General features: G+C 69.0%; 23 protein-coding genes. 11 read left to right on the forward strand and 12 right to left on the reverse strand.

Features of this window, described 5'->3' with window-relative positions; translation table 11 throughout:
* Nucleotides 1–188 precede the first annotated feature (188 nt).
* Nucleotides 189–2357, forward strand: coding sequence for a hypothetical protein (locus tag J8I33_RS30135; protein ID WP_209939660.1), 2169 nt, complete (start codon nt 189–191; stop codon nt 2355–2357).
* Nucleotides 2358–2364: 7 nt separating this feature from the next.
* On the forward strand, nt 2365–3072 hold the full coding sequence (locus J8I33_RS30140) for a DUF3142 domain-containing protein (protein WP_050014153.1): 708 nt from the start codon (nt 2365–2367) through the stop codon (nt 3070–3072).
* 95 nt (nt 3073–3167) lie between these two features.
* Here the strand turns inward: J8I33_RS30140 and J8I33_RS30145 are convergent, their stop codons facing one another.
* Complete coding sequence (locus tag J8I33_RS30145) at nt 3168–4004, reverse strand: alpha/beta hydrolase (RefSeq protein WP_050014152.1); 837 nt, start codon at nt 4002–4004, stop codon at nt 3168–3170.
* A 133-nt stretch (nt 4005–4137) separates the two neighbouring features.
* Complete coding sequence (locus J8I33_RS30150; protein ID WP_124595365.1) at nt 4138–4971, reverse strand: oxidoreductase; 834 nt, start codon at nt 4969–4971, stop codon at nt 4138–4140.
* Nucleotides 4972–5065: 94 nt separating this feature from the next.
* On the opposite strand from J8I33_RS30150, the gene J8I33_RS30155 reads away from it, so the two are divergent.
* Nucleotides 5066–6037: an AraC family transcriptional regulator gene (locus J8I33_RS30155; RefSeq protein WP_050014150.1), complete on the forward strand. Its 972-nt coding sequence runs from the start codon at nt 5066–5068 to the stop codon at nt 6035–6037.
* Between the two features lie 41 nt (nt 6038–6078).
* On the opposite strand, the gene J8I33_RS30160 is transcribed toward J8I33_RS30155, so the two are convergent.
* Nucleotides 6079–6729, reverse strand: a complete 651-nt coding sequence (locus J8I33_RS30160) for a CoA pyrophosphatase (protein WP_245170479.1) — start codon at nt 6727–6729, stop codon at nt 6079–6081.
* A 240-nt stretch (nt 6730–6969) separates the two neighbouring features.
* Here J8I33_RS30160 and J8I33_RS30165 point away from each other — a divergent pair, with 240 nt between their 5' ends.
* Nucleotides 6970–7830 carry a PhzF family phenazine biosynthesis protein gene (locus J8I33_RS30165; RefSeq protein ID WP_209928349.1) on the forward strand — a complete coding sequence of 287 codons (861 nt, stop codon included), beginning with the start codon at nt 6970–6972 and terminating at the stop codon, nt 7828–7830.
* Nucleotides 7831–7863: 33 nt separating this feature from the next.
* Here the strand turns inward: J8I33_RS30165 and J8I33_RS30170 are convergent, their stop codons facing one another.
* Together J8I33_RS30170 and J8I33_RS30175 are read right to left on the reverse strand one after the other, a co-directional pair.
* Nucleotides 7864–9027 (reverse strand): aldose epimerase family protein, encoded by a 1164-nt coding sequence (locus J8I33_RS30170; RefSeq protein ID WP_209928344.1) that lies wholly within the window; start codon nt 9025–9027, stop codon nt 7864–7866.
* 104 nt (nt 9028–9131) lie between these two features.
* Nucleotides 9132–10037: an AraC family transcriptional regulator gene (locus tag J8I33_RS30175; RefSeq protein WP_050014147.1), complete on the reverse strand. Its 906-nt coding sequence runs from the start codon at nt 10035–10037 to the stop codon at nt 9132–9134.
* Between the two features lie 118 nt (nt 10038–10155).
* On the opposite strand from J8I33_RS30175, the gene J8I33_RS30180 reads away from it, so the two are divergent.
* On the forward strand, nt 10156–11064 hold the full coding sequence (locus J8I33_RS30180; RefSeq protein ID WP_089471125.1) for a LysR family transcriptional regulator: 909 nt from the start codon (nt 10156–10158) through the stop codon (nt 11062–11064).
* A 172-nt stretch (nt 11065–11236) separates the two neighbouring features.
* Here the strand turns inward: J8I33_RS30180 and J8I33_RS30185 are convergent, their stop codons facing one another.
* From J8I33_RS30185 to J8I33_RS30205, 5 genes are all read right to left on the reverse strand, one after another.
* A complete protein-coding gene (locus J8I33_RS30185; protein ID WP_209939661.1) occupies nt 11237–12724 on the reverse strand; it encodes a mechanosensitive ion channel family protein in 1488 nt (495 codons plus the stop codon).
* Nucleotides 12725–12835: 111 nt separating this feature from the next.
* Nucleotides 12836–13255 (reverse strand): DoxX family protein, encoded by a 420-nt coding sequence (locus J8I33_RS30190; RefSeq protein ID WP_050014144.1) that lies wholly within the window; start codon nt 13253–13255, stop codon nt 12836–12838.
* Nucleotides 13256–13487: 232 nt separating this feature from the next.
* A complete protein-coding gene (locus J8I33_RS30195; RefSeq protein ID WP_209939662.1) occupies nt 13488–15293 on the reverse strand; it encodes a winged helix-turn-helix domain-containing protein in 1806 nt (601 codons plus the stop codon).
* A 407-nt stretch (nt 15294–15700) separates the two neighbouring features.
* Entirely contained in the window at nt 15701–16522 is an 822-nt protein-coding gene (locus J8I33_RS30200) for an alpha/beta hydrolase (protein WP_050014142.1), read from the reverse strand.
* Between the two features lie 58 nt (nt 16523–16580).
* Nucleotides 16581–17012 (reverse strand): DUF3331 domain-containing protein, encoded by a 432-nt coding sequence (locus tag J8I33_RS30205; RefSeq protein WP_050014141.1) that lies wholly within the window; start codon nt 17010–17012, stop codon nt 16581–16583.
* Nucleotides 17013–17538: 526 nt separating this feature from the next.
* Between J8I33_RS30205 and J8I33_RS30210 the strand changes: the two genes are divergently transcribed.
* The gene (locus J8I33_RS30210; protein ID WP_175978571.1) at nt 17539–18360 is read left to right on the forward strand and encodes an alpha/beta hydrolase; all 822 of its coding nucleotides are present in this window, start codon (nt 17539–17541) and stop codon (nt 18358–18360) included.
* Between the two features lie 100 nt (nt 18361–18460).
* On the opposite strand, the gene J8I33_RS30215 is transcribed toward J8I33_RS30210, so the two are convergent.
* Nucleotides 18461–20041 carry an MFS transporter gene (locus J8I33_RS30215; RefSeq protein WP_050014139.1) on the reverse strand — a complete coding sequence of 527 codons (1581 nt, stop codon included), beginning with the start codon at nt 20039–20041 and terminating at the stop codon, nt 18461–18463.
* An 83-nt stretch (nt 20042–20124) separates the two neighbouring features.
* Here J8I33_RS30215 and J8I33_RS30220 point away from each other — a divergent pair, with 83 nt between their 5' ends.
* Together J8I33_RS30220 and J8I33_RS30225 are read left to right on the forward strand one after the other, a co-directional pair.
* Nucleotides 20125–21153 (forward strand): HlyD family secretion protein, encoded by a 1029-nt coding sequence (locus tag J8I33_RS30220; RefSeq protein ID WP_209939663.1) that lies wholly within the window; start codon nt 20125–20127, stop codon nt 21151–21153.
* Nucleotides 21150–22586, forward strand: coding sequence for an efflux transporter outer membrane subunit (locus J8I33_RS30225; RefSeq protein ID WP_209939664.1), 1437 nt, complete (start codon nt 21150–21152; stop codon nt 22584–22586). The genes J8I33_RS30220 and J8I33_RS30225 overlap by 4 nt, the downstream gene beginning before the upstream one ends.
* Before the next feature lie 25 nt (nt 22587–22611).
* Here J8I33_RS30225 and J8I33_RS30230 read toward each other — a convergent pair whose 3' ends face one another.
* A complete protein-coding gene (locus J8I33_RS30230; RefSeq protein ID WP_050014136.1) occupies nt 22612–23883 on the reverse strand; it encodes an NAD(P)/FAD-dependent oxidoreductase in 1272 nt (423 codons plus the stop codon).
* A 221-nt stretch (nt 23884–24104) separates the two neighbouring features.
* Here J8I33_RS30230 and J8I33_RS30235 point away from each other — a divergent pair, with 221 nt between their 5' ends.
* From J8I33_RS30235 to J8I33_RS30245, 3 genes are all read left to right on the forward strand, one after another.
* Nucleotides 24105–24377, forward strand: a complete 273-nt coding sequence (locus J8I33_RS30235; RefSeq protein ID WP_089490291.1) for a UBP-type zinc finger domain-containing protein — start codon at nt 24105–24107, stop codon at nt 24375–24377.
* 156 nt (nt 24378–24533) lie between these two features.
* A complete protein-coding gene (locus J8I33_RS30240) occupies nt 24534–25013 on the forward strand; it encodes a VOC family protein (protein WP_050014134.1) in 480 nt (159 codons plus the stop codon).
* A gap of 1 nt (nt 25014) precedes the next feature.
* On the forward strand, nt 25015–26238 hold the full coding sequence (locus J8I33_RS30245) for an FAD binding domain-containing protein (RefSeq protein ID WP_209939665.1): 1224 nt from the start codon (nt 25015–25017) through the stop codon (nt 26236–26238).
* Nucleotides 26239–26260: the final 22 nt, after the last annotated feature.

Below are 26260 nucleotides of genomic sequence, written 5' to 3' on the forward strand. Positions count from 1 at the left end.
GCGATCCGGATTCAAGGTGGCGTTGCGTCCACACTGAGTGGATTTCCGTTTCGCGGGCGTCGGCCCCCGGCGCGGCTGGCAGGCCGGCACACTGCCGGACATGACGGCCCGTGAGGTACGATACGCGCCGGGGCAACGCGCCCCCTGAGAGAACCGGCCGTCGCGGCCCCCTACCCGACACAAGAAAAATGCCAAGAAACCCGACGCTGAACCGAAACCTGTTCGCCGCGCTGGCGGCCAGCCTGCTGTGGATGCCGGCCGCCCATGCGAGCGGAGACGACGGCTGCTACGTGCCGAACACGCTCCGGCAGACGTCCTACTCGTGCGGCAACGTACCGATGCTGACGCCCGCCAACGACACGCGCATCAACGCGATGCTGATGATGGTCGACAGCGCCAAGGTCGCGCAGGTGTTTCCCGACCCGAAGACCATCCCCGCGAAAGAGCGGATCGACCGGATCGTCGTGCCGTTCCCGATGGACTTCTCCGGATGGATCGACATCGGCCAGAAGGCGCCCGACAAGACCGGCGGCGGGGCGGATGCCGATGCGTCGTCGAACCGGTACGCGGACGGCGAAGGCAGCATCTGCCGCAGCATGAGCGCGGGCGCGGACGCGTTCAACGATGCACTGGGCGGCGCCGGCGGCCTGCCCGCCGACGAAGCCGCGCGCCTGCGCGCGGCGCGCGCCGACATCGCGCAGAAGACCTGTGCCGCGGGCGGCGCGAGTGCCGCGTGGACGAAGCCGCCGGTCAAGTCGCCGCTCGGCCAGCAGTTCGCCGCGTACCTCGACGGCACGAACGCGTTCTACCGCGCCGACTTCCTCACCGCGACCCGCGCGTTCGCGAACGCCTCGCACAGCGCGGACCCGTGGCTGAAGGAAACCGGCCTGTACATGGCCGGGCGCGCGCAGTTGAACGCCGCGCAAGCCAACGCATTCGACAACGACAGCCCGACGCCGACGCGCGCGCGCGTGACGAAGGTATCGCTCGACGCGGCGAACACGGTGTTCCAGACCTACCTGAAGATATATCCGAAGGGGCGCTATGCGGTGTCCGCGAGCGGGCTGTTGCGACGGGTCGCGTGGCTCGGCGGCAATGTCACGCAGCAGGCGGACCTGTACGGCCATGCGCTCGCGCGCTGGTCGCCGGCGACGTCGAACGTGCCGCTGATGCAACTGGCGAACGAACTCGACAGCAAGCTGCTGTTCGGCCCGGAATTCGACGCGCGCCAGATCCAGTCGCCGACCGTGCTCGCCACCGTCGACCTGCAGCGCATGCGCACGTCGGACAGCACCGATGCGAGCCGCAAGCCGATGACGCTGGACGAGCTGCAGGCGCAGAAGCCGCGCTTCGCGAACGCGCCCGCGCTGTACGACTACCTGCTCGCGACCTGGTACGTGCAGCTCGGGCACAAGCCGGACGCCGCCCTCGACCTGTTGCCGCAGACGCCCGCCGCGCCGCTCGACTACTTCGGGCTGAGCCAGCAGGCGCTGCGCGGGTTCGCGCTGGAGGACAGCGGCCAGAACGACAAGGCCCGCCAGCTGTGGCGCGACCTGATCCCGCTCGCGACGTTCCGCTTCCAGCGCGAAATGCTCGAACTCGCGCTCGCGATCAACCTGGAGCAGGCCGGGCTCGTCAACGACGCGTTCGCCGACGATTCGCCCGTGCAGAACGCCGCGATCCGCGGGGTGCTGCTGCAGCGCACGGCCAATGCCGACCTGCTGCGCGCGCAGGCGCAGAATCAGGCGACCACCGGCGCGCTGCGCAGCACCGCGCTGTACACGTTGCTGTACAAGGAGCTCACGCGTTCGCACTACGCGGACTTCCTCGCCGATACCGCGCTGGTGCCCGGCACGCCCACCGATCCGGTGAAGCCGTTCGTCGCGGCCGGCGCGAAAAACGAAGACGGCTACACGTGCCTGTCGGCGCGCGACATCGCCGCGACGCTGCAGCAGAATCCCGCCGATCCGAAAGGGCTGAACTGCCTCGCCGATTTCGTGCGGCTGCATCCGCCCATGTCCGGCCTCGAAAGCGATCCGGTGCCGCTGTGGATCCGCAACGCGTCGAATACGGCCGCCACGCGCGTGCCGCCGACGCTCGGCGCGACGCCGTCGCAGTTCGCGGGCAAGCCGTACGAGCGGATGTCGAGCTACGTGACGGTGATGGCCGATACGCAGGCGAACCCGAACGACCGCGCGTACGCGTTCTATCGCGCGATCAAGTGCTATGCACCGGGCGGCTCCAACGAATGCGGCGGCAAGGACGTGCCGAAGAGCACGCGCAAGCGCTGGTTCGACACGCTGAAGACCGCCTATCCGGGCAGCCCGTGGGCGCAGAAGCTCCGCTACTACTGGTAAGCGCCGCATGAAGCGCATCGCGTGCGTCGCGCTGCTGCTGGCCGCGCGCGTCGCGCTCGGCGGCACCGTCGACGCCGCGCGGTACGACGCGTTCTGGCTGTGGGCGGGCGTGAAGCCGCAGGCGGTCGTGCGCGGTGCGCGCATCGTCTACGTGCTGCAAGGACAGATCGAAGCGTCGCCGCAAGACGAGTCGCAGGTGCGCGTGATCGCGCAGGGCGTCGCGCTGCCGCCCGCGCCCGATGCGCGCGTGTGGCTCGTCTATCGGGCGCATACGCTGCGCTGGACGCCGCGCGTCACGCAGATCATGCTCGCGCAGCTCGCACGCTGGCGTGCGTCGGGTCGCACGATCGCCGGCATCCAGATCGACTTCGATGCCGGCACGCGTCATCTTCAGGATTACCTTGCGTTCCTGCGCACGTTGCGCGATACGTTGCCCGCCGATTGCCGGCTCAGCATCACGGGGCTGCTCGACTGGAGCAGCCGCATCGATACCGACCAGGTCAACCAGCTCAAGGGGATCGTCGACGAGGTGGTCGTGCAGACCTACCAGGGCCGCCGCACGATTCCCGACTATGCGGCGTACCTGCCGCGCGTCGCGCGGCTGCAACTGCCGTTTCGGATCGGCGTGATCCAGGGCGGCGAATGGGATGCGCCGCCGTATCTCGCGTCGAATCCGTGGTTTCGCGGTTATGTCGTATTCCTGCGCAACGGTTAGCGGGTGAAAACACGGCGCGGGCGATCGCAGCCGCGGCCGGATCGCCCGCCTTCAATCACGGCGCCGCCCGCCGCAGCGGGCCGGCGCCGCCATCCTTACGCCCGCACGAACGCGAGCAGATCGGCGTTGAGCACGTCGGCGTTGACCGTCAGCATCCCGTGCGAATAGCCCGGGTACGTCTTCAGCGTGCCGTTCTTCAGCAGCTTGATCGACTTCAGCGCGGCATCCGCGATCGGCACGATCTGGTCGTCCTCGCCATGCAGCACGAGCGTCGGAACGGAGATCGACTTCAGGTCGTCGGTCTGATCCGTTTCCGAAAACGCCTTGATGCCGTCGTAATGCGCCTTCGCGCTGCCTTCCATCCCCTGCCGCCACCAGTTGCGGATCACGCCCTGATGCACGGTTGCACCTTCGCGGTTGAACCCGTAGAACGGACCGCTCGGCACGTCGAGGAAGAACTGCGCGCGATTGTCGGCGAGCGCTTTGCGGAAGCCGTCGAACACCTCGAGCGGCAGGCCTTCGGGGTTCGATTCGGTTTTCAGCATCAGAGGCGGCACCGCGCTGACCAGTACGGCCTTCGCGACGCGGCCGGCCGGCTCGCCGTGCTTCGCGACGTAGCGCGCCACTTCGCCGCCGCCGGTCGAGTGACCGATATGCACCGCATTGCGCAGGTCGAGCGCTTCGACGACCGCGAATGCATCCGCCGCGTAATGATCCATGTCGTGACCGTCCGACACCTGCGCCGAGCGGCCATGGCCGCGCCGGTCGTGCGCGATCACGCGATAGCCGTTCTGGACGAAGAACAGCAGTTGCGCGTCCCAGTCGTCGCTGGACAGCGGCCAGCCGTGGTGGAACACGATGGGCTGCGCATCTTTCGGGCCCCAGTCCTTGTAGAAAATCTCGACATTGTCCTTCGTGGTGACGTACGGCATCGCGGTGCTCCTGTGAGGTGGATGAACGTGGCGAACGGGCCGCCGTCATTATCGGCTTTATTGTGAAATCGCGACGCCATCGTGCAATGCGATGGCCGATCATTCACCGGCAGGAAACGAACGACGCAGCGCGTCAGCCGTCCGTCGACACCGTCACGGCTTCCCACGCGCGGATTTCGTCGTCCAGCGCCGCCAGCTTGTCGCGCACGAGCCGCAGCGCATCGCTGCCGAGCAGCAGATGCGCGGGCGGATGGTCCGCTGCCATCACGGCGAGCATCGCCCGCGCGGCCTTCGCGGGATCGCCCGGCTGCTTGCCGCTTTTTTCCTCGCGCGCGCGGCGGATCGGGTCGAACAGCGCATCGTAGTCGGCGATCGAGCGCGGCGTGCGCGCCATCGAGCGGCCGGCCCAGTCGGTGCGGAACGAACCCGGCGCGACGGCCGTCACCGCGATGCCGAACGGCGCGAGCTCCTTGCCGACGGTCTCGGAAATACCCTCCAGCGCGAACTTGCTGCCGCAGTAGTACGCGATGCCCGGCATCGTGATGTGCCCGCCCATCGACGTGATGTTCAGGATGCGGCCGCGCCGGCGCTCGCGCATGAACGGCACGACGGCCTTCATCATCGCGACCGCGCCGAACACGTTCACGTCGAACTGCCGCCGCATCGCGTCGAGCGGCGACTCCTCCATGATCCCTTCGTGCCCGTAACCGGCGTTGTTCACCAGCACGTCGACGGGCCCGACGTTCGCCTCGATGTCCGCGACGACGCCGTCGATGCGCTCGAAATCGGTCACGTCGAGCACGCGCGCGACGGCCGCCTGCGCGGACAGCGCTTCGAACGCGCGCGCCGCCTGCTCGCTGCGTACCGTGCCGACCACCGTGTGACCGGCGGCCAGCGCTTCCTGGGCCAGCGCGCGGCCGAAACCGCTGCTGACGCCGGTAATGAGCATGAGGTTGCCGGATGCCATGCGAGCTTCTCCCGAATGTGGATTGAAGCGTGCATACTAGTCTGACGAACGACGCCGAATAAGCCCGATTCCGCTGATTTTCTTGCACAAAACTATGAGCACAGTGCCCGCCTCCGCCCGACCTCCATTGCTGTCGCCGCGTGACCGAAAGCGCCTGGTGACGCTGCTGCGCGCGCTGGCGCCCGACGAGGGCTACAACCTGACCGCGCTGCCGAGCGTGCGCGTCCTGCGCTCGAACCGCGCGCTGTCGCGCACGCCGGTGCTGTACGACCCGGGCATCGTGATCGTGTGCCAGGGATCGAAGCGCGGCTACTTCGGCGGCGAGCGCTATCTGTACGACGAACACCATTACCTGGCCGTGTCCGTGCCCGTCCCGTTCAGCATGGAGACCGACGCGACGCCCGAGCGCCCGCTGCTCGCGCTGTACCTGCACCTCGATTTCACGCTGGCCGCCGAACTCGCCGCGCAGATCGACCGCGCCGGCGTCGCGGAAACCGTGCAGGCGCCGAAGAGCATGATGTCGACGCCGATGGACGAAGCGATGCACGCATCGGTGCTGCGTTTCGTCGACGCGATGCAGCGGCCGCTCGACGCCGCGGTGCTCGGCCCGGCGCTGCTTCGCGAGTTGTATTTCCGCGTGCTGACCGGCGCGCAGGGCAACGCGATGCGCAGCGCGCTGGCGATGCGCGGGCAATTCGGCCGGATCGGCCGATCGTTGCGGATGATCCACGCCGATTACGCGCGGCCGCTCGACGTGTCGCAACTGGCCGACGCAGCCGGCATGAGCGTGCCGAGCTTTCACAGTCACTTCAAGGCGATCACGCAGGTGTCGCCGATGCAGTACCTGAAGTCGACGCGCCTGCATCAGGCGCGATTATTGATGGTGCGCCAGGACCTGACGGCGGAGGCGGCCGGCTACGCGGTCGGCTACACGAGCCCGTCGCAGTTCAGCCGGGAGTTCAAGCGCCTGTTCGGTTCGACGCCGGCGAAGGAAGCGCAGCGCATGCGCGCGAGCTTCGCGATCCCGGAAGCGTTCGACGATGCGGTGTTCGTGTCGTCGCATTGATGCCATTCACGTGCGCTGAACGCCGACCGCGACGCACGCGTTCATCGCGCGGCATCGAGCGCGAGGCCGGCCAGCGACTTCAGGATGAACGCGGTCACTCCCCAGATGTCCTGCGGCTGATCCGCCCAATACCAGCCGCCGGCACGTTCGCCGTCCGCGTATTGCCGCGGCAGATCCGGATTCAGCAGCGCGGCGAACGGGAACTCGAAAATTTCCTCGACTTCGGCCGGCGCGGCCGCCCACGCGGCGGCTTCCGGCACGATGCCGACCACCGGAAAGATCGCGTGATTCCGCTTTCGGGTCTTGTGAATCGGCAGGCTGCCGATCACGCGCACCGCAGCGGGATCGAGGCCGATTTCCTCGAATGACTCGCGCAATGCGGTCGCGCCGATGCTCGCGTCGGACTCGGTCGGGCGGCCGCCCGGGAAGCTCACGTGCGACGAATATTCGCTGAGCCCCGACGATCGTTTGGTGAGCAGGATCGTCGGCTCGCGCCGCGCGACGATCGGGACCAGCACGGCGGAGAATTTCCACTGGCGGTCGTTGTCCGTGAGGTAAAGCCGCGCCGTGGGCCACTCCGTATCGGCGGGAATCCGGAGCGCTTCCACGCCGCGCACGATCGTTTCCAGCGCGGTGTACGGTGAACCGGTAGGCGCGTCGCGGGGATGCAGGACGCCTTCGTCGGATGTCATGTCTTCCTCCTGCATGCGTGAAAGCCGGGGTCGCACGCGATTGCTCATCGCACCCCTTCGAACGTGATCGTCTGTTCCGGCGCAAAAACCGACTGCCGCTGCCGGCTCGCCGTCAGCGAATCGGTGCACACCGATCATGCATGAAAACCGGACGGCACGTGTGCCGCCACCTTCGTCGAATCATGCAGGCACAATGGCGTACGGCATGCCCTTCCCGGCTGCGATCCATACGAAATGCCCATGACCCCCTACACCTTCCGCCTGCTGAACGTCTTCGCCGAATCGACGTTCGGCGGCAATCCGCTTTGCGTGTTCGACGATGCGCGCGGCATGGACGACGCGACCATGCAGGCGCTCGCCGTGCAGTTCAACCTGTCGGAGACGACCTTCGTGCTGCCGTCCGAGCGGGCGCATGCACGCGTGCGCATCTTCACGCCCGGCTACGAGATGGCGTTCGCGGGCCATCCGACGCTCGGCACCGCGCACGTCGTGCGCGAGCGGCTCAACGCAGGCGATGCGCTGACGCTGGAATTCAAGGCCGGCGTCGTCGACGTCACCGCGCACGACGACGTGTGGACCTTCATCGCGCCGCACGCCGGCATGCCGAACACGGCGCCGTGCACGTTGTCCGATGCGCGGATCGCGGCGCTGCTCGGGCTCGCCGAGGACGACCTGCTCGCGCCGCCGCTGTGGGTCGACACCGGCGCCGACCAGTTGCTGGTCGCGCTCAAGGACCCGGCCGCCGTGCGACGCGCGCAGCCCGACAGCGCGCACCTCGACATCTGGCCGCGAAGCAGCCTCGGCCGGAAGACCGCCTATGTATTCGCGTTCGACGACGCACGCCCGGGAACGGTCGTGTCCCGCTACTTCTTCGTGAAGCAGGGCGGCGGCGTGTCGGAAGATCCGGGCACCGGTTCGGCCTGTGCGAACCTGGGCGGTTGGCTGCTTGCCGCCAGTCACGATCTGCCGGCCGCGTTTCGGGTCGAGCAAGGCGAAGCCGTTGGCCGGCCTTGCCTGCTGCACTTGTCGGTCGATGCCGCGGGCGAAATCGGCGTCGGCGGCCGCGTGATCGAAATCGGGCGCGGCACGATCAACGTGTGATCGACGCGCGCCCGCCGATGCCGACGCCGACGCTCATCGCGCGCCCACCCGCCACACCGTCACTTCGTGCAGCGTGTCGCCCGGCTTGAGCACCGTCGACGGGAAAGCCGGGCGATTCGGCGAATCGGGAAAATGCTCGGCTTCCAGCGCGAACGCATCGGTTTGCCGGTAGGCGGTCCCGCCCTTGCCCGCGACGCTGCCGTTCAACCCGTTGGCCGTATAGAACTGCAGCCCCGGCTGCGTCGTGTACAGCTCGAGGAAACGCCCGGACGCCGGGTCGTAGGCGCGCGCGGCAAACGCGGGCGCCGGCTGGCCGCCCTGGTCGAGCACCCAGTTCTGGTCGTAGCCATGCGCGATCGCCAACTGCGGATACGCATCGCGCAAATGCGCGCCGATCGGCGTCAACTGGCGCAGATCCATCGGCGTGCCCGCGACGCTCGTCAGTTGCCCGGTCGGAATCGACGTATCGTCGGTCGGCGTGAAACGCGAGGCGGCGATCTCGATCAGTTGCCGCTCGACGCTGCCGCCGGCGTGCCCCGCCAGATTGAAGTAGCTGTGGTTGGTCAGGTTGACGACCGTGTCCTTGTCGGTCGTCGCGCGGTAGTCGATGCGGATCTGGTCGTCGCGGGTCAGCGTGTAGGTCACGTCCGTCGTCAACGTGCCGGGGAAGCCGTTCTCGCCGTCGGGGCTCACGTAGCGCAGCGTGACGCTCGAACCGGCCGCGTCGCTGTGCGTGCCGGTGACCTTCCACACCTTCGCGTCGAAACTGTCGGGGCCGCCGTGCAGCGTGTTCGGCCCGTCGTTGACCGGCAGCGTCCACGTCCTGCCGTCGAGCGCGAAACGCCCGCCCGCGATGCGGTTCGCATACCGGCCGATCAGCGCGCCGAAATGGATGTTGCCGTTGTGCGCTTCGTAGTCGCGCAGCGAATCGAAGCCGAGCACGATGTCGGCAACGTGGCCGGTGCGGTCCGGCACGTCGAGCGCCGTCACGATGCCGCCGTACGTGATCACTTTCAGCGTCACGCCGTGCCGGTTCGCGAGCGTGTACTGGCTCACCGCCTGCCCGCTCGCGGTCGTCCCGTAATCGGCCCGGCTGATCGACACGTCGGCTGCCGCCGATGCGATGGCGGCATGCAAGCCGAACGTTGCGAACACACCTATCGCGAGCATCGATTGTCGCGGCCAGTGTCGTTTCATGAAAACCTCCGATGTGATGCGGCCCGTGCTCGCACGCAAGTCGCATGCCTGCACGTCGCCGCGTGTGTCATGCCGTGCGCCCCGCCTCCGTCGTATCGCGACGCTCACGTATGGTCCGCGCGCCACCGGCGTGGCGTGACACCGGTCAATCGCGCAAAGGTTCGCGAGAAATGGCTCTGATCGGCGAAGCCGCACGCAACGGCGATCATGCTCAACGGCACGTTCGGGTTGCGCATCCATTCCTTCGCCCGTTCGACGCGCTGCACGACGAGCCAGCGATGCGGCGGCAGCCCGGTCGTTCGATGAAACGCCTTGACGAAATGGCTGCGGGACAGCCCGCACGCGCTCGCGACGTCGGCCAGCCCGATGTTGCCGTCGAGGTGCGCGAGCAACAGCTCCTGCGCGCGCCGCGCCTGCGACGGCGTGAGCTTGCCGTCCGACCTTTCCCGCCGTTCGCCGACGCCGCCGTAACGGTGCGCGACGTGTGCCTGAAACGCCAGCCCCACGTGATCGATGAAGATCTGCGATGCTTCGCCCGGCCGGGCCAGCGCCGGCAGTAGCGACTGGCCGAGCGCGTGGATGATCGAGTCGTGGGTGCTCAGATGCGGCGGCAGGTAAAGCTGCGGCCGCTGCCGGCCGCCGAGGTCGTCGACCGTTTCCTCGAGCGTGTGGCGCGGCAGGTGGAAATGCAGGCAATCGAACGCGCCCTTGAGGTCGGCCACCCAGCGGCGGTCGAGATCGTAGATCGACACGGTTCCCGCGTCATACGGGACGAACGGTGCGGGGCGGCCATCGAGCCACAGATCCTGTTCGCCGAACGGACGCAACTGCAATACGATGAGATCCGTATTCTCGAGTTCGTACGGTGCGGTCAGCCCCATGTTCCGGCGCAAGCTCTGGAGTCGGACGATACCGATTTGCCCGTGCGGCAACGCTTGCGTGACGACGGTCTGCCTGACGTCGGCCGGGAGGAAATCGGACGGTGCGGTATCCGGCTGAGGGGCGCTCATGGGGCGATGCGGGTCGCGAATGACGATACCCGCCACTCTAGCAAATCGCGGCGACGCACGCTGCTCATGCCGCCCCGGCGCTGGTATGATGCGCCAGCCACCTCTACCGGAATCCGCGATGAAGCTGTCATTCGAAGCGCTCGAAGCCCTGGACGCGATCGACCGCACCGGAACCTTTGCCGAAGCCGCGGAACTGCTGCATCGCGTGCCGTCCGCGCTGACCTATCTGGTGCAGAAACTCGAAAGCGATCTCGGCGTGGCGCTGTTCGACCGCAGCGGACGCCGCGCGAAGCTCACGCATGCGGGACGCATCGTCGTCGAGGAGGGCCGGCGCCTGCTGCGCGCGGCCGAGCAACTCGAAATGAAGGCGCTGCGTGCGCAACAGGGCTGGGAAACGGAAGTGCGTGTCTGTATCGACGAAATTCTGCCGTTCGATGCGCTGTGGCCGTACGTGCACCGGTTCTACGCGCTCGGGATGGACACGCGGCTGCGTTTGTCGACCGAAGTGCTCGGCGGCGCGTGGGATGCGCTGATTTCGCGCCGGGCCGATCTCGTCGTCGGCGCGGCGGGCGAACCGCCGGAATTGCCGGGCATCGTCGCGCGGCCGATCGGCTCGCTGAAGCACGTGTTCGCGGTCGCGCCGACCCATCCGCTCGCATCGATGCCCGAACCGCTGGCGATGGCGTCGGTCGTCCGGTATCGCGGCGCGGTGATCAGCGATACGTCGCGCGAATTGCAGCCGCAGTCGGTCGCGATCGATGCGGGCCAGCCGACCCTCGCGGTCCCGACGCTGGCCGCGAAACTCGAAGCGCAATGCGAAGGGCTCGCGGTCGGCACGCTGCCGGAATGCATCGCGGCGCGCGCGATCGCCGACGGCAAGCTCGTCGCGCGGCAGGTGACGGGCATGCGCGACACCACGCACTGCTATCTCGCGTGGCGCGGCGACGAGGCCGGCCGCGCGCTGCACTGGTGGGTCGAGCAACTCGACCAGCCCGATCTCGTCGAACGTTTCACGACGCCGGACTGACGCGCGCGTTCACGGCCCGGCGGCACGGCGGGGTCGCACGCGCGGCCGCCTCGTCGATGGCTGACGGCCCGGCAGCGCGCGTCATCCAGCGCCCCCGGCACGGCGCCACGCACCGTGAAAAAAAGCGCATGCCGATCCCCCCGCTGCCGGCCCCTCGCGGCCCACCCCGGCGTCAGCCGAGCGAATCGTGCAGCCGCTTCATTTCCTTCTCGAGCCAGCCGATCAGGCTGAACCCCGCGTGCGCCTTCTCGACCGGCGGAATCATCATTCGTTCCTCGGTCGCGATATGGTCGGTGAGCGACTCGCACATCAGCCTGCCGAGCGCCGGCTTCCGGCCGATCAGCGCCGACAGATCCTCGCTGCGAAGCTGATGCACGGTCATCGCGGTCACCGCGTGGACGGTCGCGTGAAGCCGCGTGCCGGCGAGCACCACCGACTGCCCGATCGCATCGCCCGGCGCCATCCGCCGGACTTCGACGTCGCCGGACGCGCCCGGCACGAACACCGCCGCGACACCCGATTCGACGATCGTCAGCACGCGCGACTCCGAATTCGACGCATAGATCACGTCGCCCTTGCCGAACGAACGCGAGACCAGCGCATCGGCCAGCACGGCCAGATCGTCGTCGTCGACGCGCGCGAACAGTTCGACCGCGCGCAACAGCAGCAGCCGACGCGATACCGGATCCGCTTGCGACGTCGACGACGATGCGGACACCGGCGCCGGCCCCACGAGCGGCCGCCACGCGACGCCCGCCGCGGCCAGGTGCCGATGCGCGAGATCGTAGAGCGCGTTGCGCACGGTCGTTTTCTTCTGCAGCGCGTCGACGTAGCAGACGAGTTCGTACTGGATCGCGTTCGCGCGGAACGCCTTCACGACGGCAATCGGCGCGGGGCGCGCGAGCACGTCGAGCGAACTCGCCGCGGCCCGCTCCAGTGCGCCGACGGCGACGGCCGGCCGCACCGCGGGATCGAGGTCGAGCACGAGCGTGACGCCGTGCAGGCCGGCCGGCTCGCTCAGGTTCACGATGGTGGCGCGCGCCGCCGAGCTGTTCGGCACGACGACCAGGTTGCCGAGGTTGTCGATCAGCTTCGTCGAACGCCAGTTGCTCTCGACGATCCGCCCTTCGAGCTCGCCGATCGACACCGTATCGTCGAGTCTGAACGGTTGCGTGGTGTTCAGCACGAGCCCGGAGAACACGTCGTTCAGCGTGTTCTGGAGCGCGAGACCGAGGATCACCGCGACCGCGCCGGAGGTCGCGACCAGACCGCTCAACGGCAGGCCGAGCACGTAGCCCAGCGCGGCCACCGCGGCCGCGCCGAACACGATGCCCGCGGCGATGTCGTGAAAGAGCCGCTGGCTGTGCCACGCACGCGGCAGCAGCAGATGATTGAGCAGCAGGCTGAACACGATCGCGCACTGGAGCCACCACGCGATGCACACGGCCTGGACCACGATCCGGTCGAGCCCGCCGAGCGACGCGGGAACGGCAAGCGGGCTGACGCCGGTCGCGAACAGCACCGCGCTCAGCGCGGCGAACGCCGCACAGCGCCGGATGGCGCGAGCCACGGGGCGATCGTGCCCGAACAGCCGCCACGCGGCGAGATCGGCGAGCACGATCGGCGCGCCGTAGATCGCCGTATCGGAGAAATTCAACATGTCGGATCGCCAGCGCGGCGCGCGAAAAGGGCGAAGCGGCAGCACGCAGCTCGCCGCGGGAACGGCATCGTCGGGCACATCGCGTGCTGCCCGCCGACGCGCGGGCTGCGGCTAGTCACGCCGACGCACGATGCCCGGCAACGGCAACACATAGCGGCCGGCGCCCGCGATCGCGATCGTGCCGAACAGGATCAGCAGCATCCACGCGAACTGCGCATCGCGCAGCGGCCAGTCCGGATGGACGAACACCAGCGCGACGAGCGTGACGACCATCACCGGCAGCGCCGCCAGCCGCGGGTACAGACCGACGATCATGAAGATCGGGCACACGACCTCCGCGAAGATCGCGAACAGGATCGACAGCGTGCGGCCGAGATGGAACGGATCTTCGATGGCCGCGGCTTCGGCCGTGTAATGGACGATCTTCGGCAAGCCGTGCACCACGAGCAGCAGCACGCTGGCGGCGACACGCAGGAACAGCAGGCCGAGGTCGGTCGCGTGACGGGAAAGGTCGGAAGGATCAGGTTTCATGCGCCGGTTCGTCGATTGAGCGGGATGCGCGGCGACGTGCACCCCGGGGCGTTTCGCCGCGCCGGCGTTCAGTGGTGTCGCGCGATGCCGGCGAGCGCACGGGGTCGGCGCGCACGCGTGCCGACGGAGTGCGGGCGCCCTCCGTCCACGCAATCTACGCGTGCCGCCTGCGGCCGTCCTGTAACCGGGCTGAATCGTTCTGAAGCATCGGAGACGCGCGACGGACCCGGCGTCACGACTCGCGCGTCGGCCGCTCGGCCTCGGCCGCATCGAGTCCGAGCGCATGCACCTCCGACCACGCATCGTGCACGACCTGTGTCGACCCTGCGGTATGCGCGAGCGCGGCCGCATACGCGGCCAGCAACCGCACGCGCGCATCGTCGGACACGGGGGTCGCGTCCGCGTCGCGCATCGCATCGAGCGCGACGCGTGCCCGCTCGCGGCATTCGTCGACGAGCGACAGATCAAACAGGCAAGGCACCGCGACGGCCGCGAGCGCGGTGCCGAGCGCCGCGTCGCCCTGCGCCGAAAACGCCCAGTCGAGCGCGGCCCGCAGATTGCCGAGCTCGCGCCGCACCGCATCGAGCCGGGTCGTGCTGCCGGCCTCGCCGCGCGGCTCGTCGCCACCGTGGGCCATGCGCCGGAACAACGCGAGGAAGTAGGTCGCATGCGCGCGCGCGGCAGCCGTCCCTTCGCCGTGACTGTCGAGCTGCTGTTGCGCGTAGGCCCGCGTGGTCGTCAGCAGCCGGTAGCGCGGTGCGCCGTGTGCGGTTTCGAGGATCAGCAGCGACTTCGACACGAGGCCGGCGATCGTATCGAGCAGGTCGGCGCCGGCCAGCCCGTTGGCGCCGACGACCTCGCGCACGGCCTCGATCGAGAAGCCGTCGCGAAACACGCCGAGCCATCGCAGCAGCAGGCGCTCGGCGTCGCCGAGCAACCGGTAGCTCCAGTCGACCATCGCCTGCAGCGTCTGATGGCGCGGCAACGCGGTGCGAAAACCGCCGGTCAGCAGCCGAAAGTGATCGTCGAGATGGGCGGCCAGCACGTCAATGCCCAGCACGGCGGCGCGGGCCGCGGCCAGCTCGATCGCGAGCGGCAGGCCGTCGAGGCGGCGGCAGACCGACGCCATCAACGACAGGCTGCGCGCATCGAGCGGAAAACGCGGATCGGCCGCGCGCGCACGCGCCGCGAACAACTGCACCGCGCTCGCGCTCATCGCCTCGCGATCGCCGGCCCCTTCGTCGGGCACGTCGAGCGGCGGCACCGGGCACACGCGCTCGCCGTGGATGCGCAGCGATTCCCGGCTCGTCGCGAGCACGCACAGCCCGTCGTCCGCATCGGTGAGCGCGCTCGCGATCTGCGCGGCGGCGTCGAGCAGATGCTCGCAATTGTCGAGCACGAGCAGCATCCGCCGACGCGCGACGCTGGCGAGCACCGCTTCGAGCGTCAGCGAGCCGATCGGCTGCGTGATGCCGAACGCGCCGGCGAGCGCGTCGGGCACGAAGCGCGGACACGCGACGGTGGCGAGCGAAACGAATACGGTGCCTTCCGGAAAACGTGCGGCGGCGCGCGCCGCCGCTTCGATCGCGACCCGCGTCTTGCCGATGCCGCCCGCGCCGACCAGCGTCACGACGCGCGCGCCCTGCAGCGCGGCCAGCACGTCGGCGACCGTCTGTTCGCGGCCGAACAACGCGCTCGGCGCGGCGGACGGCCGCCCCATCGCGGGACGCACGGGCGCGTCGCCGTCGTCCTGCCCGACGACCAGACGATAGCCGCGGCCGGGCACCGTCACGATCAGGTTCCGGTCGCCGGCCAGCGCCTTGCGCAGCGAAGCGATGTGCACCTGCAGGTTGTTTTCCTCGACGACGGTGTGCGGCCATACGCGCTGCATGATGTCGTCTTTCGATACCAGCGCACCGTCCGCCCGAATCAACAGCTCGAGAATTTCGAATGCGCGGCTGCCGATGCGCAGCAGCTTGCCGTTCGAACGAATTTCACGTCTGTCGAGAAAAACGTGAAGTGTTCCAATCCGGATCATGAGAATTTCTTGAGGGTGACATTCAACGGCGCCCCACTGAAATCGGGGGCCGGTTCGGCATCAATGCTACGGTATTTGCATGGTCGAATGATTCAAATTATCAGAATGAACGACACGAATTTTTTGAAATGACGAACAATGCCGTCGGGAAACGCTGCTTTTCGCCCCGCACCGACATGCGGCAGGGCCGCGCACGTTTCATGTGCAAATCGTGGATGCGCCGATGAATGCGATTTCGTTATATCAGACGAAACGATTTTCGATCGGCGCAATGCGGCACATTTTCGTTTTGATTGACCGGCCGGTTTATTTCAGACGCCTCTATTGTGGCCGCCGAATATCCGTCGGCTCGTTTGCCCGCGTTTGCGCGCGATTCGCCGCAGGCCGGGCCGGCCTGCGGCGCGGGCTCAGGCCTGCGCGAACGCCAGCAGTTCGTCGTTCAGCCTGGCCGCGTGCGTCAGGTAGAGCGCGTGCGGGCCGCCTTCGTAGACGCTCAGCGTCGCATGCGGGACGCGCTTCGCGGTGGCGGCGCCGGTCAGCGCGAGCGGCGCCGTCTGGTCGTCGTCGCCGTGAATCACGAGCGTCGGCACGTCGAACCGTTGCAGGTCGGCGCGGAAATCGGTTTCGGAAAACGCGCGGACGCAATCGAGCGTGCCCTTCAGCCCGCCCTGCAGCGCCATGACCGACGTCCACCCCAGCGCCGCCCGCGACACCGTCGAGCCGCCGCGGTTCGAGCCGGTAAAGAGCGGCCAGAAGCCGTCGAAAAACGCCGCGCGATCGGCCACGATGCCCGCGCGGATGCCGTCGAATACCGCGACGTCCACGCCTTCCGGATGATCGTCGCGGCGCGCGACGAGCGGCGTCACCGAGCCGATCAGCACCGCCTTCGCGATGCGGCGCGTGCCGTGCCGGCCGATGTAGCGCGCGACCTCCCCACCGCCCATCGAAAAGCCGACGAGCGTCACGTCATGCAGGTCGAGCGTGTCGAGCAGCGTCGCGAGATCGTCGGCCAGCGTGTCGTAGTCGTATCCGCTCCACGGTTGACCGGACCGCCCGAAGCCGCGCCGGTCGTACGCGATGCAGCGCAGGCCGTGCGACGCGAGATGATGCATCTGCACGTCCCACATGTCGGCGTTCAGCGGCCAGCCGTGAATGAACACGACCGGGCGGCCGCTGCCCCAGTCCTTGTAGTGAATCGACACGCCGTCGCGGGTGGTGAACGTGCTCATGAGGGTTCCTTGCGGGTAGGGAAGCCGCGGACGCGGCCGAAGCGTGCGGCGCGGCGCGTCATGCCCGGGACTGCCGGGCGACGAACTGCTCGAGCGCCGTCGCGAGAACCATCTCACGGCAGTTCGCGGGGCGTTTCTCGCCGCGCCACTGGGGTTTGTAGATCGCGTCGCCGATCCGGATCGGCTGCCCGGTGAGCGCGCAGCGTGCCAGCCTGCGCGCCTTCGCGCAGATCCAGCGTTGTTCGTCGTAGCGGCAGCGGGTCGGATCGCTCCACGACACCAGCATCGACGAATCGGTCTGCCGCTCGACGGCGACGATCGCGCTGCGGCGGCGCACGTCGCCGCTCGACGGCACCGGCGCATCGTCCCGATGCGGGCGACGCGCGCCGTCCGTGTCCCGCGTGCGCGGCATCGGCAGCATCCGGACGCCCGCGACGGGCATCGGTCCGAGCGACGTGATCATGTGCTCCCAGCGATTGAAGGCGTCCATGGCGGCATATCCAGGCAGGTGACGGGCGGCGCGGGCCCTGCCGGCCCGTTCGCGTGGCGCGCAACGTGTGGCGGTGACCCGATGTTGACGATAGCCGCCGCGCGCTGAAGAGTCCCGGTCCCGCGCTTAATTTTTCTGCAATGCGGCAAATTCGCGCGCGGCGCCGCGGCGTTCAAGAAAATTCAGCCGGATTTCAGTACGGCGCGCACCGCGTCGGGATACGCTCCCGACGGCATTCGTTCGTCCGCGCGCGCCAGTCGCCGCGCGGCGGCGCACGCCGGACGGCTGCCGGGCGGGATGGCCGCGGCCGGCCGCCACCGATCCACCATCCCGTGCGGCCTCGCCGCCGCATACCCCAGGAGTCCAGATGCATACCGAACCGACCGATGCCGTTGCGTCGGCCCGCCGCCGCGACATGCTGCTCGCCGGCGCGACGGCCGTTGCCGCAGCCGCGCTGCCCGCGATGGCGGCCGCCGCCGGCACGCCGTCCCACAGCCCCTCTTCAGCCCATGCAGGCGCGCAGACGATGAACACCATCACCACCAAGGACGGCACGCAGATCTACTTCAAGGACTGGGGTAGCGGCCGCCCGGTCGTGTTCTCGCACGGCTGGCCGCTGTGCGCGGACGCATGGGATGCGCAGATGCTGTTCCTCGTGCAGCGCGGCTATCGCGTGATCGCGCACGACCGCCGCGGTCACGGCCGCTCCAGCCAGCCGTCGCGCGGCAACGACATGAACACGTACGCGGACGATCTCGCCGCGCTGCTCGATGCGCTCGACGTGCGCGAAGCCACGCTCGTCGGCCACTCCACCGGCGGCGGCGAAGTCGCGCGCTATATCGGCCGTCACGGCACGAAGCGCGTGGCGAAGGCCGTGCTGATCGGCGCGGTGCCACCGCAGATGGTGAAGTCGCCGACCAATCCGGGCGGCCTGCCGATGGACGTGTTCGACGGCATCCGCAAGAACGTCGCGGAGAACCGTTCGCAGTTCTACAAGGATCTCGCGGTACCGTTCTTCGGCTTCAATCGCCCGAACGCGAAGGTGTCGCAGGGCACGATCGACGCGTTCTGGTCGCAGGGGATGATGGGCGGCATTCACGGCCAGTATCTGTGCGTGAAGGAGTTCTCCGAAGTCGACTACACCGAGGACCTGAAGAAGTTCGACGTGCCGACGCTCGTGCTGCACGGCGACGACGACCAGATCGTGCCGATCGACGATTCGGCGCGGCTGTCGTCGAAAATCGTCAAGCACGCGGTGCTGAAGGTGATCGAGGGCGGCGCGCACGGGATGTGCGTCGTGAACGCCGATCGCATCAACGCCGAGCTGCTCGCGTTCCTGCAGGCGTAAGCGCGCCGTCCGCCGCGGCGGCGCGCATGCCGCCGCGACGGACGCCGCACACGTGCCGTTCAGGACTTTTCAGGAAATTTCAGATCGCGCGGCGCCGCGCTCACGGCGCCCGCACCGGGCGCAGCAGGATGCCGAGCAGCGCGCCGGCGAGCGCGAACGCCATCGCCACGCGGAAGTTGTCGGCCAGCGCGAGCGTCGTGGCTTGCACGCGCACCGCGCGATCGACGAGCGCGTAGGTCGCCTGGTTGCCCGTCGCGAACGTGGCGCCATGCGCGACCAGCGACGCCGCGCCGGCCCGCAGCCGTTCGAGCGTTTCCGGATCCGACAGCGACACATGCAGACCGACGAGATTCGAATGGGTAGCCTCCCTGATCCGCTGAATCACCGCGATCGACGTCGTGCCGAGCTGCCCGCTCAGCAGGCGCGTCGTCTGCACGACCGCGCCGAACGTCAGCGCATGCTCGGCCGTCACGTGCCGGCCGAAGAACACGATGACCGATGTGAGCGCCATCGTCTGGCCGAGCGCCTGCAGCAATTGCGACGGAATGAAATCGGGCTCGGCCCATACCGGCGTGAGCCGCGAGCCGAGCGCGAACGCAATCGCCACCATCGCGAAGCCGGCGACGATCAGCCGGCGCGGGTCGACACGCTGCAGCAACAGCGCGACGCACGGCGCGAACAGCAGTTGCGGAATCGCGATCCAGCGCAGCGTATCGCCGATCTGCAGCGGGCGCAGCCCGTAGGTGCTGGCAAGGAACAGCGACGGGATGAAGCTCGTGTTGAGCACGGTGAAGCGCACGAGGCCGACGAGCACGATCAGCAGCGCGATGTTGGGCCGCGCCAGGTAGCCGAGATCGATGCCCGCGCGCGGCGACGCGAGTTCGTGGATCAGGAACGCGGCGATCATCAGGATGCCGGCGGCCAGCAGCGCGACGATCAGCGGCGACTGCAGCCAGAACAGCCGCTCGCCCTGGTCGAGCGCGATGCACAGGCACGCGAACCCGCCCGCGCCGAGCAGCATCCCGCGCGCGTCGATGCCGGACGCGAAGCGCTTGATCGGCTCGTCGGGGAGCGACAGCATCAGGCACGCGATGAACGGCACGGTCAGCGCCGCGTTCTGCCAGAACAGCCAGCGCCAGCTCAGGTGTTCGCTGTACCAGCCTTCGAGCGTGGCCGACAGGTTCAGCGACATCTCCAGATTCATCGCATAGGCGGCGATGCCGAACGGAATCAGCCGCGGCGGCAGCGTGCGCACGACGAAGCCGATCGTCAGCGGCACGAACACGCCGGACGCGAGCCCCGCGATCGCCTGGCACACGATGAACGCGCCGAATTGCGTGCAGAGCGGCAGCACGGTTTCCGCGCCGAGAAACACCACGGCGCCCGCGACCAGCACGCGGCGCGTGCCGAACATGAAGGCCGCCGCGATCGCGAGCGGCCCGACGAACATCTGCGATGCGGTGAATGCGGTGTTGATCCACGCGCCTTCGTCGAAGCCGACGCCCAGCGCGCCACGAACGTCGGCCAGCCCGAGCGACGTGATGCGCGACGTCAGCGTCGCGATGATCGCGCCGAGCAGCACGGCCGCGATCGCGGCGATCGACCGAAACGTCGGAATGTCGGAGGCCGGCCCTGCGGCCGGCGCCGGCATGGCACTGCCGGTGGCGAACGTCGTGTTCATCGTCGAGCGGCTCCCGCCTGTCAAGCTGGCGCAAGCATAACGCGGTGCGTCGAATCCTGCCCGTACAACGGAGTTTGCCGATCATGACCCCACCCTCACCCGCGCCGTCGCCCGCCGTGCCCGCGCGTTCCCGCAAGCCGGCCATCGTCGCGATCGCCGCGATCGCGCTGCTGCTCGTCACGTTGCTCGCGTACGAGTTCGACGCACGCGATCGCGGCACCGATGATGCATACGTGACCGGCCACCTGCACGTGATCTCGCCGCGCGTGTCCGGCACGGTCGAGCGCGTGCTCGTCGACGACAACCAGTTCGTGCACGCGGGCGACGCGCTCGTGCAGATCGACCGGCGCGACTTCGACGTGCGCGTCGCCGCGCAGCGCGCACGCGTCGCGCAGGCGCATGCCGATGCGAGCCGCGCCCACGCGCTGATCGAGCAGGCGGACGCGGCGCTCGTGTCGGCGCACGCCGATGCCGAAAAAGCCGAACTCGATTACGCGCGGGCACGCGAACTGACCCGCGAGACGCCGCGCGGCTTGTCGAAGCAGGAGTTCGATGCGGCCGATGCCGCGCGCAAGTCCGCCCGCGCGCGCGTCGCGGCGGCCGATGCGCAACGGCGCAGCGCCCTCGCCGCCGCCCAGGCCGCCGACGCCGCGTCGAGCCAGAACGATGCCGAATTGCGCGACGCACTGCTGCAGCTCGGCTACACGGCGGTCGTCGCGCCGTCGGACGGCTACGTCGGCAAGAAGACCGTCGAGACCGGCGAGCATGTCGCGCCCGGCCAGGCGCTGCTCACGCTGGTCGAGCCGCATCCGTGGATCGTCGCCAATTTCCGCGAGACGCAGTTGCGGCACGTACGCGCCGGCGACGCCGTGCAACTGCGCTTCGATGCGCTGCCGGAACGCGCGTTCAGCGGCCGCATCGACAGCCTGTCGCCCGCGACCGGCGCGCAATTCGCGCTGCTGCCGCCCGACAACGCGACCGGCAACTTCACGAAAGTCACGCAGCGCGTCCCCGTGAAGATCCTGCTGGACGGCCCGGCCGCGACGGAGCCGCGCATCCGGCCCGGGCTGTCGGTCGTCGTCACGCTGCAACCCGGCGGCGCAGCGCGATGAAGCGCGCCTTCGCCGTACTCGCCGCGAGCCTGCTGGCCGCCTGCTCGATCGCGCCGCAGCCGCTCGCGCCCGTCCCGGTCGGGCGCGACGGGTTCCGCCATGCCGATCCGTCGACCGATGCGCGCGCGCCGTCGCTCGCGGCGTGGCCTGCGTGGTTCGGCGACCCGCAACTCGGCCGCCTCGTCGACGCCGCGCTCGCGCACAACCTCGACATCCGCGCGGCGGCCGCGCGCGTCGACCAGGCGCAGGCGCTGCTCGGCGTGCGCGAGGCCGCGCTGGCACCGGCCGTGCGCGTCGACCCGTCGTTCAGCCGCACGCGCGTATCCGGCACGGTCGACAACGCGCTGCCGAAGCGCACGATGCACAACTGGTCGGTTCCGGTCGCCGCGAGCTACGAAGTCGATCTATGGGGACGCTTGCGCGGCGACGCCGACGTCGGCCAACAGAACGTGCTGCAGGCGGCGGCCGATCGCGATGCGGTGCGTTTGCGGGTGGCGACCGAAGTGGCCGTCGACTACCTGACGCTGCGCTACGTCGACGACGATCTCGTGACGCTCACGCGCGCGATCGGGCTGCGGCGCACCGCGCTCGACGTGATCGCCGCGCGCGTGCGGGCCGGCGCGGCGAGCGATCTCGACGGACTGCGCGCGTCCGCCGATCTCGATACCGCGCATGCCGATCTCGCGGAGAGCCGCCGGCTGCGCGAGAACCTCGTCGACGCCATCGCGGTGCTGACCGGCGTGTCGCCGACCGCGTTCGACGTCGACGCGGGCGCCGTGCCCGTGCAGGTGCCGGATGTGCCGGCCGGGCTGCCGTCCGCGTTGCTCGCCCAACGCCCGGACGTATTCGCGGCGGCCCGGCGCGCCGACGCGGCGTCGCTCGAGCTGGGCATCGCGCGCACCGCGTGGCTGCCGACGCTGACGCTGACCGCCGACGGCGGTTTCGCCACCCGCGACCTGCGCTCGTTTCTCGACCGCAACAGCTCGCTGTGGAGTCTCGGCGCGAACGTCGCGCTGACGCTGTTCGACGGCGGCAAGCGTGACGCGGCGGTGGCCGCCGCGCGGGCCGGCACGGACGTCGCCGATGCCAACTATCGCGCGACCGCGATCGCTGCGTTGCGCGACGTGCAGGACGCGCTCAACGACATCGCCGCGCAAAAGGAGCGGATCGTGCGCTACGACCATGCGGCACACGCGACGGACGCCGCGGCGCGGCTGTCGCTGAGCCGTTACGCGCACGGTTACGTCAGCTACCTGGAAGTGATCGACGCCGATCGCGATGCGCTGAATGCGCGGCGCCAGCTGATTCACAGCCGGCAGGCGCTGGCCGTCGCGACGGTGAGCCTCGTGCGCGCGTTGGGCGGCGGATGGGCGCCGCCGGCGCGCGCCGGCCGGGACGGGTTACGCGACGCGACGCAGGCCGACGCGCGATGAATGGATCGAATGGCCGGCGAGCGCGTCACACGAGCGCGAGCCGATGCGCATCCTCGCCGAGAAACCGGTGCACGAAGGTCACGGCCATCGCGCCTTCGCCGACCGCCGACGCGACGCGCTTGACCGATCCCGATCGCACGTCGCCGGCCGCGAACGATCCCGGCACGCTGGTTTCCAGATGGTACGGCCGCCGCTCGAGCGGCCATACGCGCTCGAACGCGGGACAGTCGTACAGGTCGCCGCCGGTCACGAGATAACCGTCCGGATTGCGAATGATGTCGGTGTCCTTCGCCCAGTCGGTATTCGGCGCGCCGCCGATGCACACGAACAGGCGCGTGGCCGGCAGCCGTTCGCGCGTGCCGTCGGCCGAGCGAAGCTCGATCGCGTCGAGCCAGCCGTCGCCATGCAGCGCGGCGACGCTCGACCGGTAGCGAACCTCGATGTTCGGCGTCCGCTCGATCCGGTCGATCAGGTAGCGCGACAGCGTGTCGGCGAGCGACGCCCCGCGCACGAGCATCGTCACCTGGCGCGCATGCCGCGCGAAATTCATCGCGGCCTGGCCGGCCGAATTGCCGCCGCCGACGATGAACACCTGCTCGCCCGCGCACATCGGCGCTTCGCTCGACCCCGCGCCGTAGAACAGCCCCGCATTCAGAAACGCCGGCTCCTCCGGCAGCCCGAGGCTGCGATATTCGATGCCGGTCGCGCAGATGTTCGCGCGCGCGACCAGGATCGATCCGTCGGCGAGCTCGACGCGGATCTTGCCGTCGACGAACGTCGCATGCACGCCTTCACGCATCGTCAGCAGTTCGACGCCGAACTTCACCGCCTGCTCGCGCGCGCGTTCGGCGAGCTCCGCGCCCGGGATGCCGTCCGGGAAGCCCATGTAGTTCTCGATCAGCGAACTCGTGCCGGCCTGCCCGCCGATCGCGCCGCGCTCGATCACGACCGCGCGCAGCCCTTCGGACGCCGCGTAGACCGCCGCCGACAGCCCGGCGGGCCCCGCGCCGTAGATCGACACGTCGTATTCGACGAAACGCGGGCGCGCGACCCAGCCGAGCCGCGCCGCGATTTCGGCCAGGGTCGGCTGGTACAGGCGCGAGCCGTCCGGAAAGATCACGACCGGCAGCCGGATGTCGTGCAGCGGCGCGATGCCGAGCACTTGCGCGCAGTCGGCGTCGGATGTCAGCTCGCACCAGTCGTACGCAATCATGCGCCGCTGCAGGAAATCGCGGATCGCATACGCGTCCCTGCTGCGCGGCAGGCCGACGATCCGCACGTGTTGCGGTTGATCCATGAGCGCCTCCCGAGGATGTCGATGTCGAATGCGGCCCGGCCGGTGCCCGCGCCGGACGCATTCGCGACTGTACGCCGTCGCCGCGCGCCGCGCGGGCCGCTTCATGACAATTAAGGTGCGGCCGCGACGCGACGCTGCACAATGCCGCGTACCCCTCCCGCTTGCGGCTTCGCGCCGGCCGTGCCGCAAGCGTCGCTCCCGCGCCGGCACCGGAGCGCAAGATGACCAACGCCTGTACGCATCTCGACGAAGCACGCGTGTTCGACACCGACAAGGACTACTGTGAGGAATGCGTCAAATCGGGCAGCCGCTGGGTACATTTGCGGATGTGCCTGATCTGCGGGCACGTCGGCTGCTGCGACTCGTCGCCGAATCGCCACGCGAGCCGGCATTTCCGCGAAACCGGCCACCGGCTCGTCCGCTCGATCGAGCCCGGCGAGCGCTGGATCTGGTGCTACGCGGACGAAGTCGTCGCCGGCGAAGTTCCGTCGTAACGCGACACGCGGCGCCATCGGTGCCCGTTCATCCCCGATTCGCCCCCGATTCCGGGCCAAGGGTTAACACGACTCGATCACGGCTTTGCGCTGCGCCGTTTTCGACCTACAATTTATCGAACGATAACTTATCCTTCGATAAACAAGAGGTTCGTCATGCCCGTATCTCGACTCGCGCATTACTCGATCCGCACGCCCGATCTCGAAGCATCGTGCCGCTTCTACGAACGCGTGCTCGGCTTCAGACGCGGCTACCGCCCGCCGTTCGACTTTCCGGGCGCGTGGCTCTACCTCGGTGACGACGAAGCCGATTACGGCACGGTCCACCTGATCGGCATCGATCCGGCCAACCCGAACGGGCTCGCCGCGTATCTCGGCGACAAGCCCGTGCCGGCCGCGGGCACCGGCACCGTCGACCACATCGCATTCGTCGCGACCGGCGTCGAGGCGATGTGGCGCACGCTGCGTGCCGAACACATCGCGTGGCGCGACCGCACCGTGCCGAGCCTCGGATTGCATCAGGTCTTCATCGAGGATCCGTCGGGCGTGACGATCGAACTGAACTACCCGGCCGCCGAAGTCGCCGGCCTCGACATGCGCGGCGCCGCAGCGCCCGCCGCTACCCGTGGAGACTGACATGAGCATCCATTCGACGCATCGCAAGGCCGCCATCGTCGGCGGCTCGCTGGGCGGGCTGTTCGCCGCGAACCTGTTGCTGCGCAACGGCTGGGACGTGGACGTGTTCGAACGCGTGCCCGACGCGCTGTCCGGCCGTGGCGCCGGCATCGTCACGCATCCGGAGCTGTTCGACGTGCTGCGCGCGGCCGGCGTGCGCGTCGACGCATCGATCGGCGTGAACGTCGAATCGCGCGTCACGCTCGCGCGGGACGGCTCGCTCGCATCCGAGCGGCAACTGCCGCAGACGCTGACCGCATGGAGCAAGATGTACCACGTCCTGCGCGCCGCGCTGCCCGACCAGCACCATCACGCGGGGGCCGTCGTCGCCGACGTCGCGGACGGGCCCGAGCACGCCACGCTCACGCTGGCCGACGGCTCGGTCGTGCATGCCGACCTCGTCGTCGCGGCCGACGGCTTCCGTTCTGCGATCCGCGAACGATTCCTGCCGCACGCGCGCCTGCAGTACGCGGGCTACGTCGCGTGGCGCGGCCTCGTCGACGAGCGCGAACTGTCGGAGCGCACGCACGCGACGCTGTTCGACAAGTTCGCGTTCGGCCTGCCGCCGCGCGAGCAGATCCTCGGCTACCCGGTCGCCGGCCAGCACAACAGCACGCGTCCCGGCGAGCGCCGCTACAACTTCGTGTGGTATCGCTCGACCCGCGAGGACACCGACCTGCCCAACCTGCTCACCGACGCGACGGGCAAGCTGTGGGCGACCGGCATTCCGCCGACGCTGATCCGCCGCGACGTGCTCGCCGACATGGAAGACGCCGCGCATGCATTGCTCGCGCCGCAGTTCGCGGAAGTCGTGTCGCGCGCCGCACAGCCGCTGTTCCAGCCGATCTACGACCTCGAGGTGCCGCGCATGGCGTTCGGCCGCATCGCGCTGCTCGGCGATGCCGCATTCGTCGCGCGGCCGCACTGCGGGATGGGCGTCACGAAGGCCGCGGGCGATGCGCTTGCGCTGGTCGGCGCGCTGGCCGCGCATGCCGATCCGCTGGATGCACTGCACGCGTACAGCGAAACGCGCACCGCGTTCGGCGCCGCGATCGTGGAACACGCGCGCCATCTCGGCGCATACATGCAGGCGCAACTGAAGAACGACACCGAACGCGAGATGGCCGAACGCTACCGTACCGCGGAAGTCGTGATGCGCGAAACGGCCGTGCCGCCGCGGTTCTGACCGCCGGCGGGCGCATGGACGA

Origin of the sequence: Burkholderia sp. AcTa6-5 (assembly GCF_017815075.1) — a bacterium.
Lineage (GTDB): Bacteria > Pseudomonadota > Gammaproteobacteria > Burkholderiales > Burkholderiaceae > Burkholderia > Burkholderia sola.

Excerpts from the sequence above, each read along its gene's own strand:
- J8I33_RS30145 (WP_050014152.1), bottom strand. The coding sequence starts at position 4,004 with ATGCCGTACGTCACCACGAAGGACAATGTCGAGATTTTCTACAAGGAC.
- J8I33_RS30210 (WP_175978571.1), top strand. The coding sequence starts at position 17,539 with ATGAACACCATCACCACCAAGGACGGCACGCAGATCTACTTCAAGGAC.
- J8I33_RS30165 (WP_209928349.1), top strand. The coding sequence starts at position 6,970 with ATGACCCCCTACACCTTCCGCCTGCTGAACGTCTTCGCCGAATCGACG.
- J8I33_RS30175 (WP_050014147.1), bottom strand. The coding sequence starts at position 10,037 with ATGAGCGCCCCTCAGCCGGATACCGCACCGTCCGATTTCCTCCCGGCC.
- J8I33_RS30205 (WP_050014141.1), bottom strand. The coding sequence starts at position 17,012 with ATGGACGCCTTCAATCGCTGGGAGCACATGATCACGTCGCTCGGACCG.
- J8I33_RS30180 (WP_089471125.1), top strand. The coding sequence starts at position 10,156 with ATGAAGCTGTCATTCGAAGCGCTCGAAGCCCTGGACGCGATCGACCGC.
- J8I33_RS30195 (WP_209939662.1), bottom strand. The coding sequence starts at position 15,293 with ATGATCCGGATTGGAACACTTCACGTTTTTCTCGACAGACGTGAAATT.
- J8I33_RS30245 (WP_209939665.1), top strand. The coding sequence starts at position 25,015 with ATGAGCATCCATTCGACGCATCGCAAGGCCGCCATCGTCGGCGGCTCG.
- J8I33_RS30230 (WP_050014136.1), bottom strand. The coding sequence starts at position 23,883 with ATGGATCAACCGCAACACGTGCGGATCGTCGGCCTGCCGCGCAGCAGG.
- J8I33_RS30170 (WP_209928344.1), bottom strand. The coding sequence starts at position 9,027 with ATGAAACGACACTGGCCGCGACAATCGATGCTCGCGATAGGTGTGTTC.
- J8I33_RS30220 (WP_209939663.1), top strand. The coding sequence starts at position 20,125 with ATGACCCCACCCTCACCCGCGCCGTCGCCCGCCGTGCCCGCGCGTTCC.
- J8I33_RS30185 (WP_209939661.1), bottom strand. The coding sequence starts at position 12,724 with ATGTTGAATTTCTCCGATACGGCGATCTACGGCGCGCCGATCGTGCTC.
- J8I33_RS30200 (WP_050014142.1), bottom strand. The coding sequence starts at position 16,522 with ATGAGCACGTTCACCACCCGCGACGGCGTGTCGATTCACTACAAGGAC.
- J8I33_RS30150 (WP_124595365.1), bottom strand. The coding sequence starts at position 4,971 with ATGGCATCCGGCAACCTCATGCTCATTACCGGCGTCAGCAGCGGTTTC.
- J8I33_RS30215 (WP_050014139.1), bottom strand. The coding sequence starts at position 20,041 with ATGAACACGACGTTCGCCACCGGCAGTGCCATGCCGGCGCCGGCCGCA.
- J8I33_RS30235 (WP_089490291.1), top strand. The coding sequence starts at position 24,105 with ATGACCAACGCCTGTACGCATCTCGACGAAGCACGCGTGTTCGACACC.
- J8I33_RS30160 (WP_245170479.1), bottom strand. The coding sequence starts at position 6,729 with ATGACATCCGACGAAGGCGTCCTGCATCCCCGCGACGCGCCTACCGGT.
- J8I33_RS30140 (WP_050014153.1), top strand. The coding sequence starts at position 2,365 with ATGAAGCGCATCGCGTGCGTCGCGCTGCTGCTGGCCGCGCGCGTCGCG.
- J8I33_RS30225 (WP_209939664.1), top strand. The coding sequence starts at position 21,150 with ATGAAGCGCGCCTTCGCCGTACTCGCCGCGAGCCTGCTGGCCGCCTGC.
- J8I33_RS30190 (WP_050014144.1), bottom strand. The coding sequence starts at position 13,255 with ATGAAACCTGATCCTTCCGACCTTTCCCGTCACGCGACCGACCTCGGC.
- J8I33_RS30240 (WP_050014134.1), top strand. The coding sequence starts at position 24,534 with ATGCCCGTATCTCGACTCGCGCATTACTCGATCCGCACGCCCGATCTC.
- J8I33_RS30135 (WP_209939660.1), top strand. The coding sequence starts at position 189 with ATGCCAAGAAACCCGACGCTGAACCGAAACCTGTTCGCCGCGCTGGCG.
- J8I33_RS30155 (WP_050014150.1), top strand. The coding sequence starts at position 5,066 with ATGAGCACAGTGCCCGCCTCCGCCCGACCTCCATTGCTGTCGCCGCGT.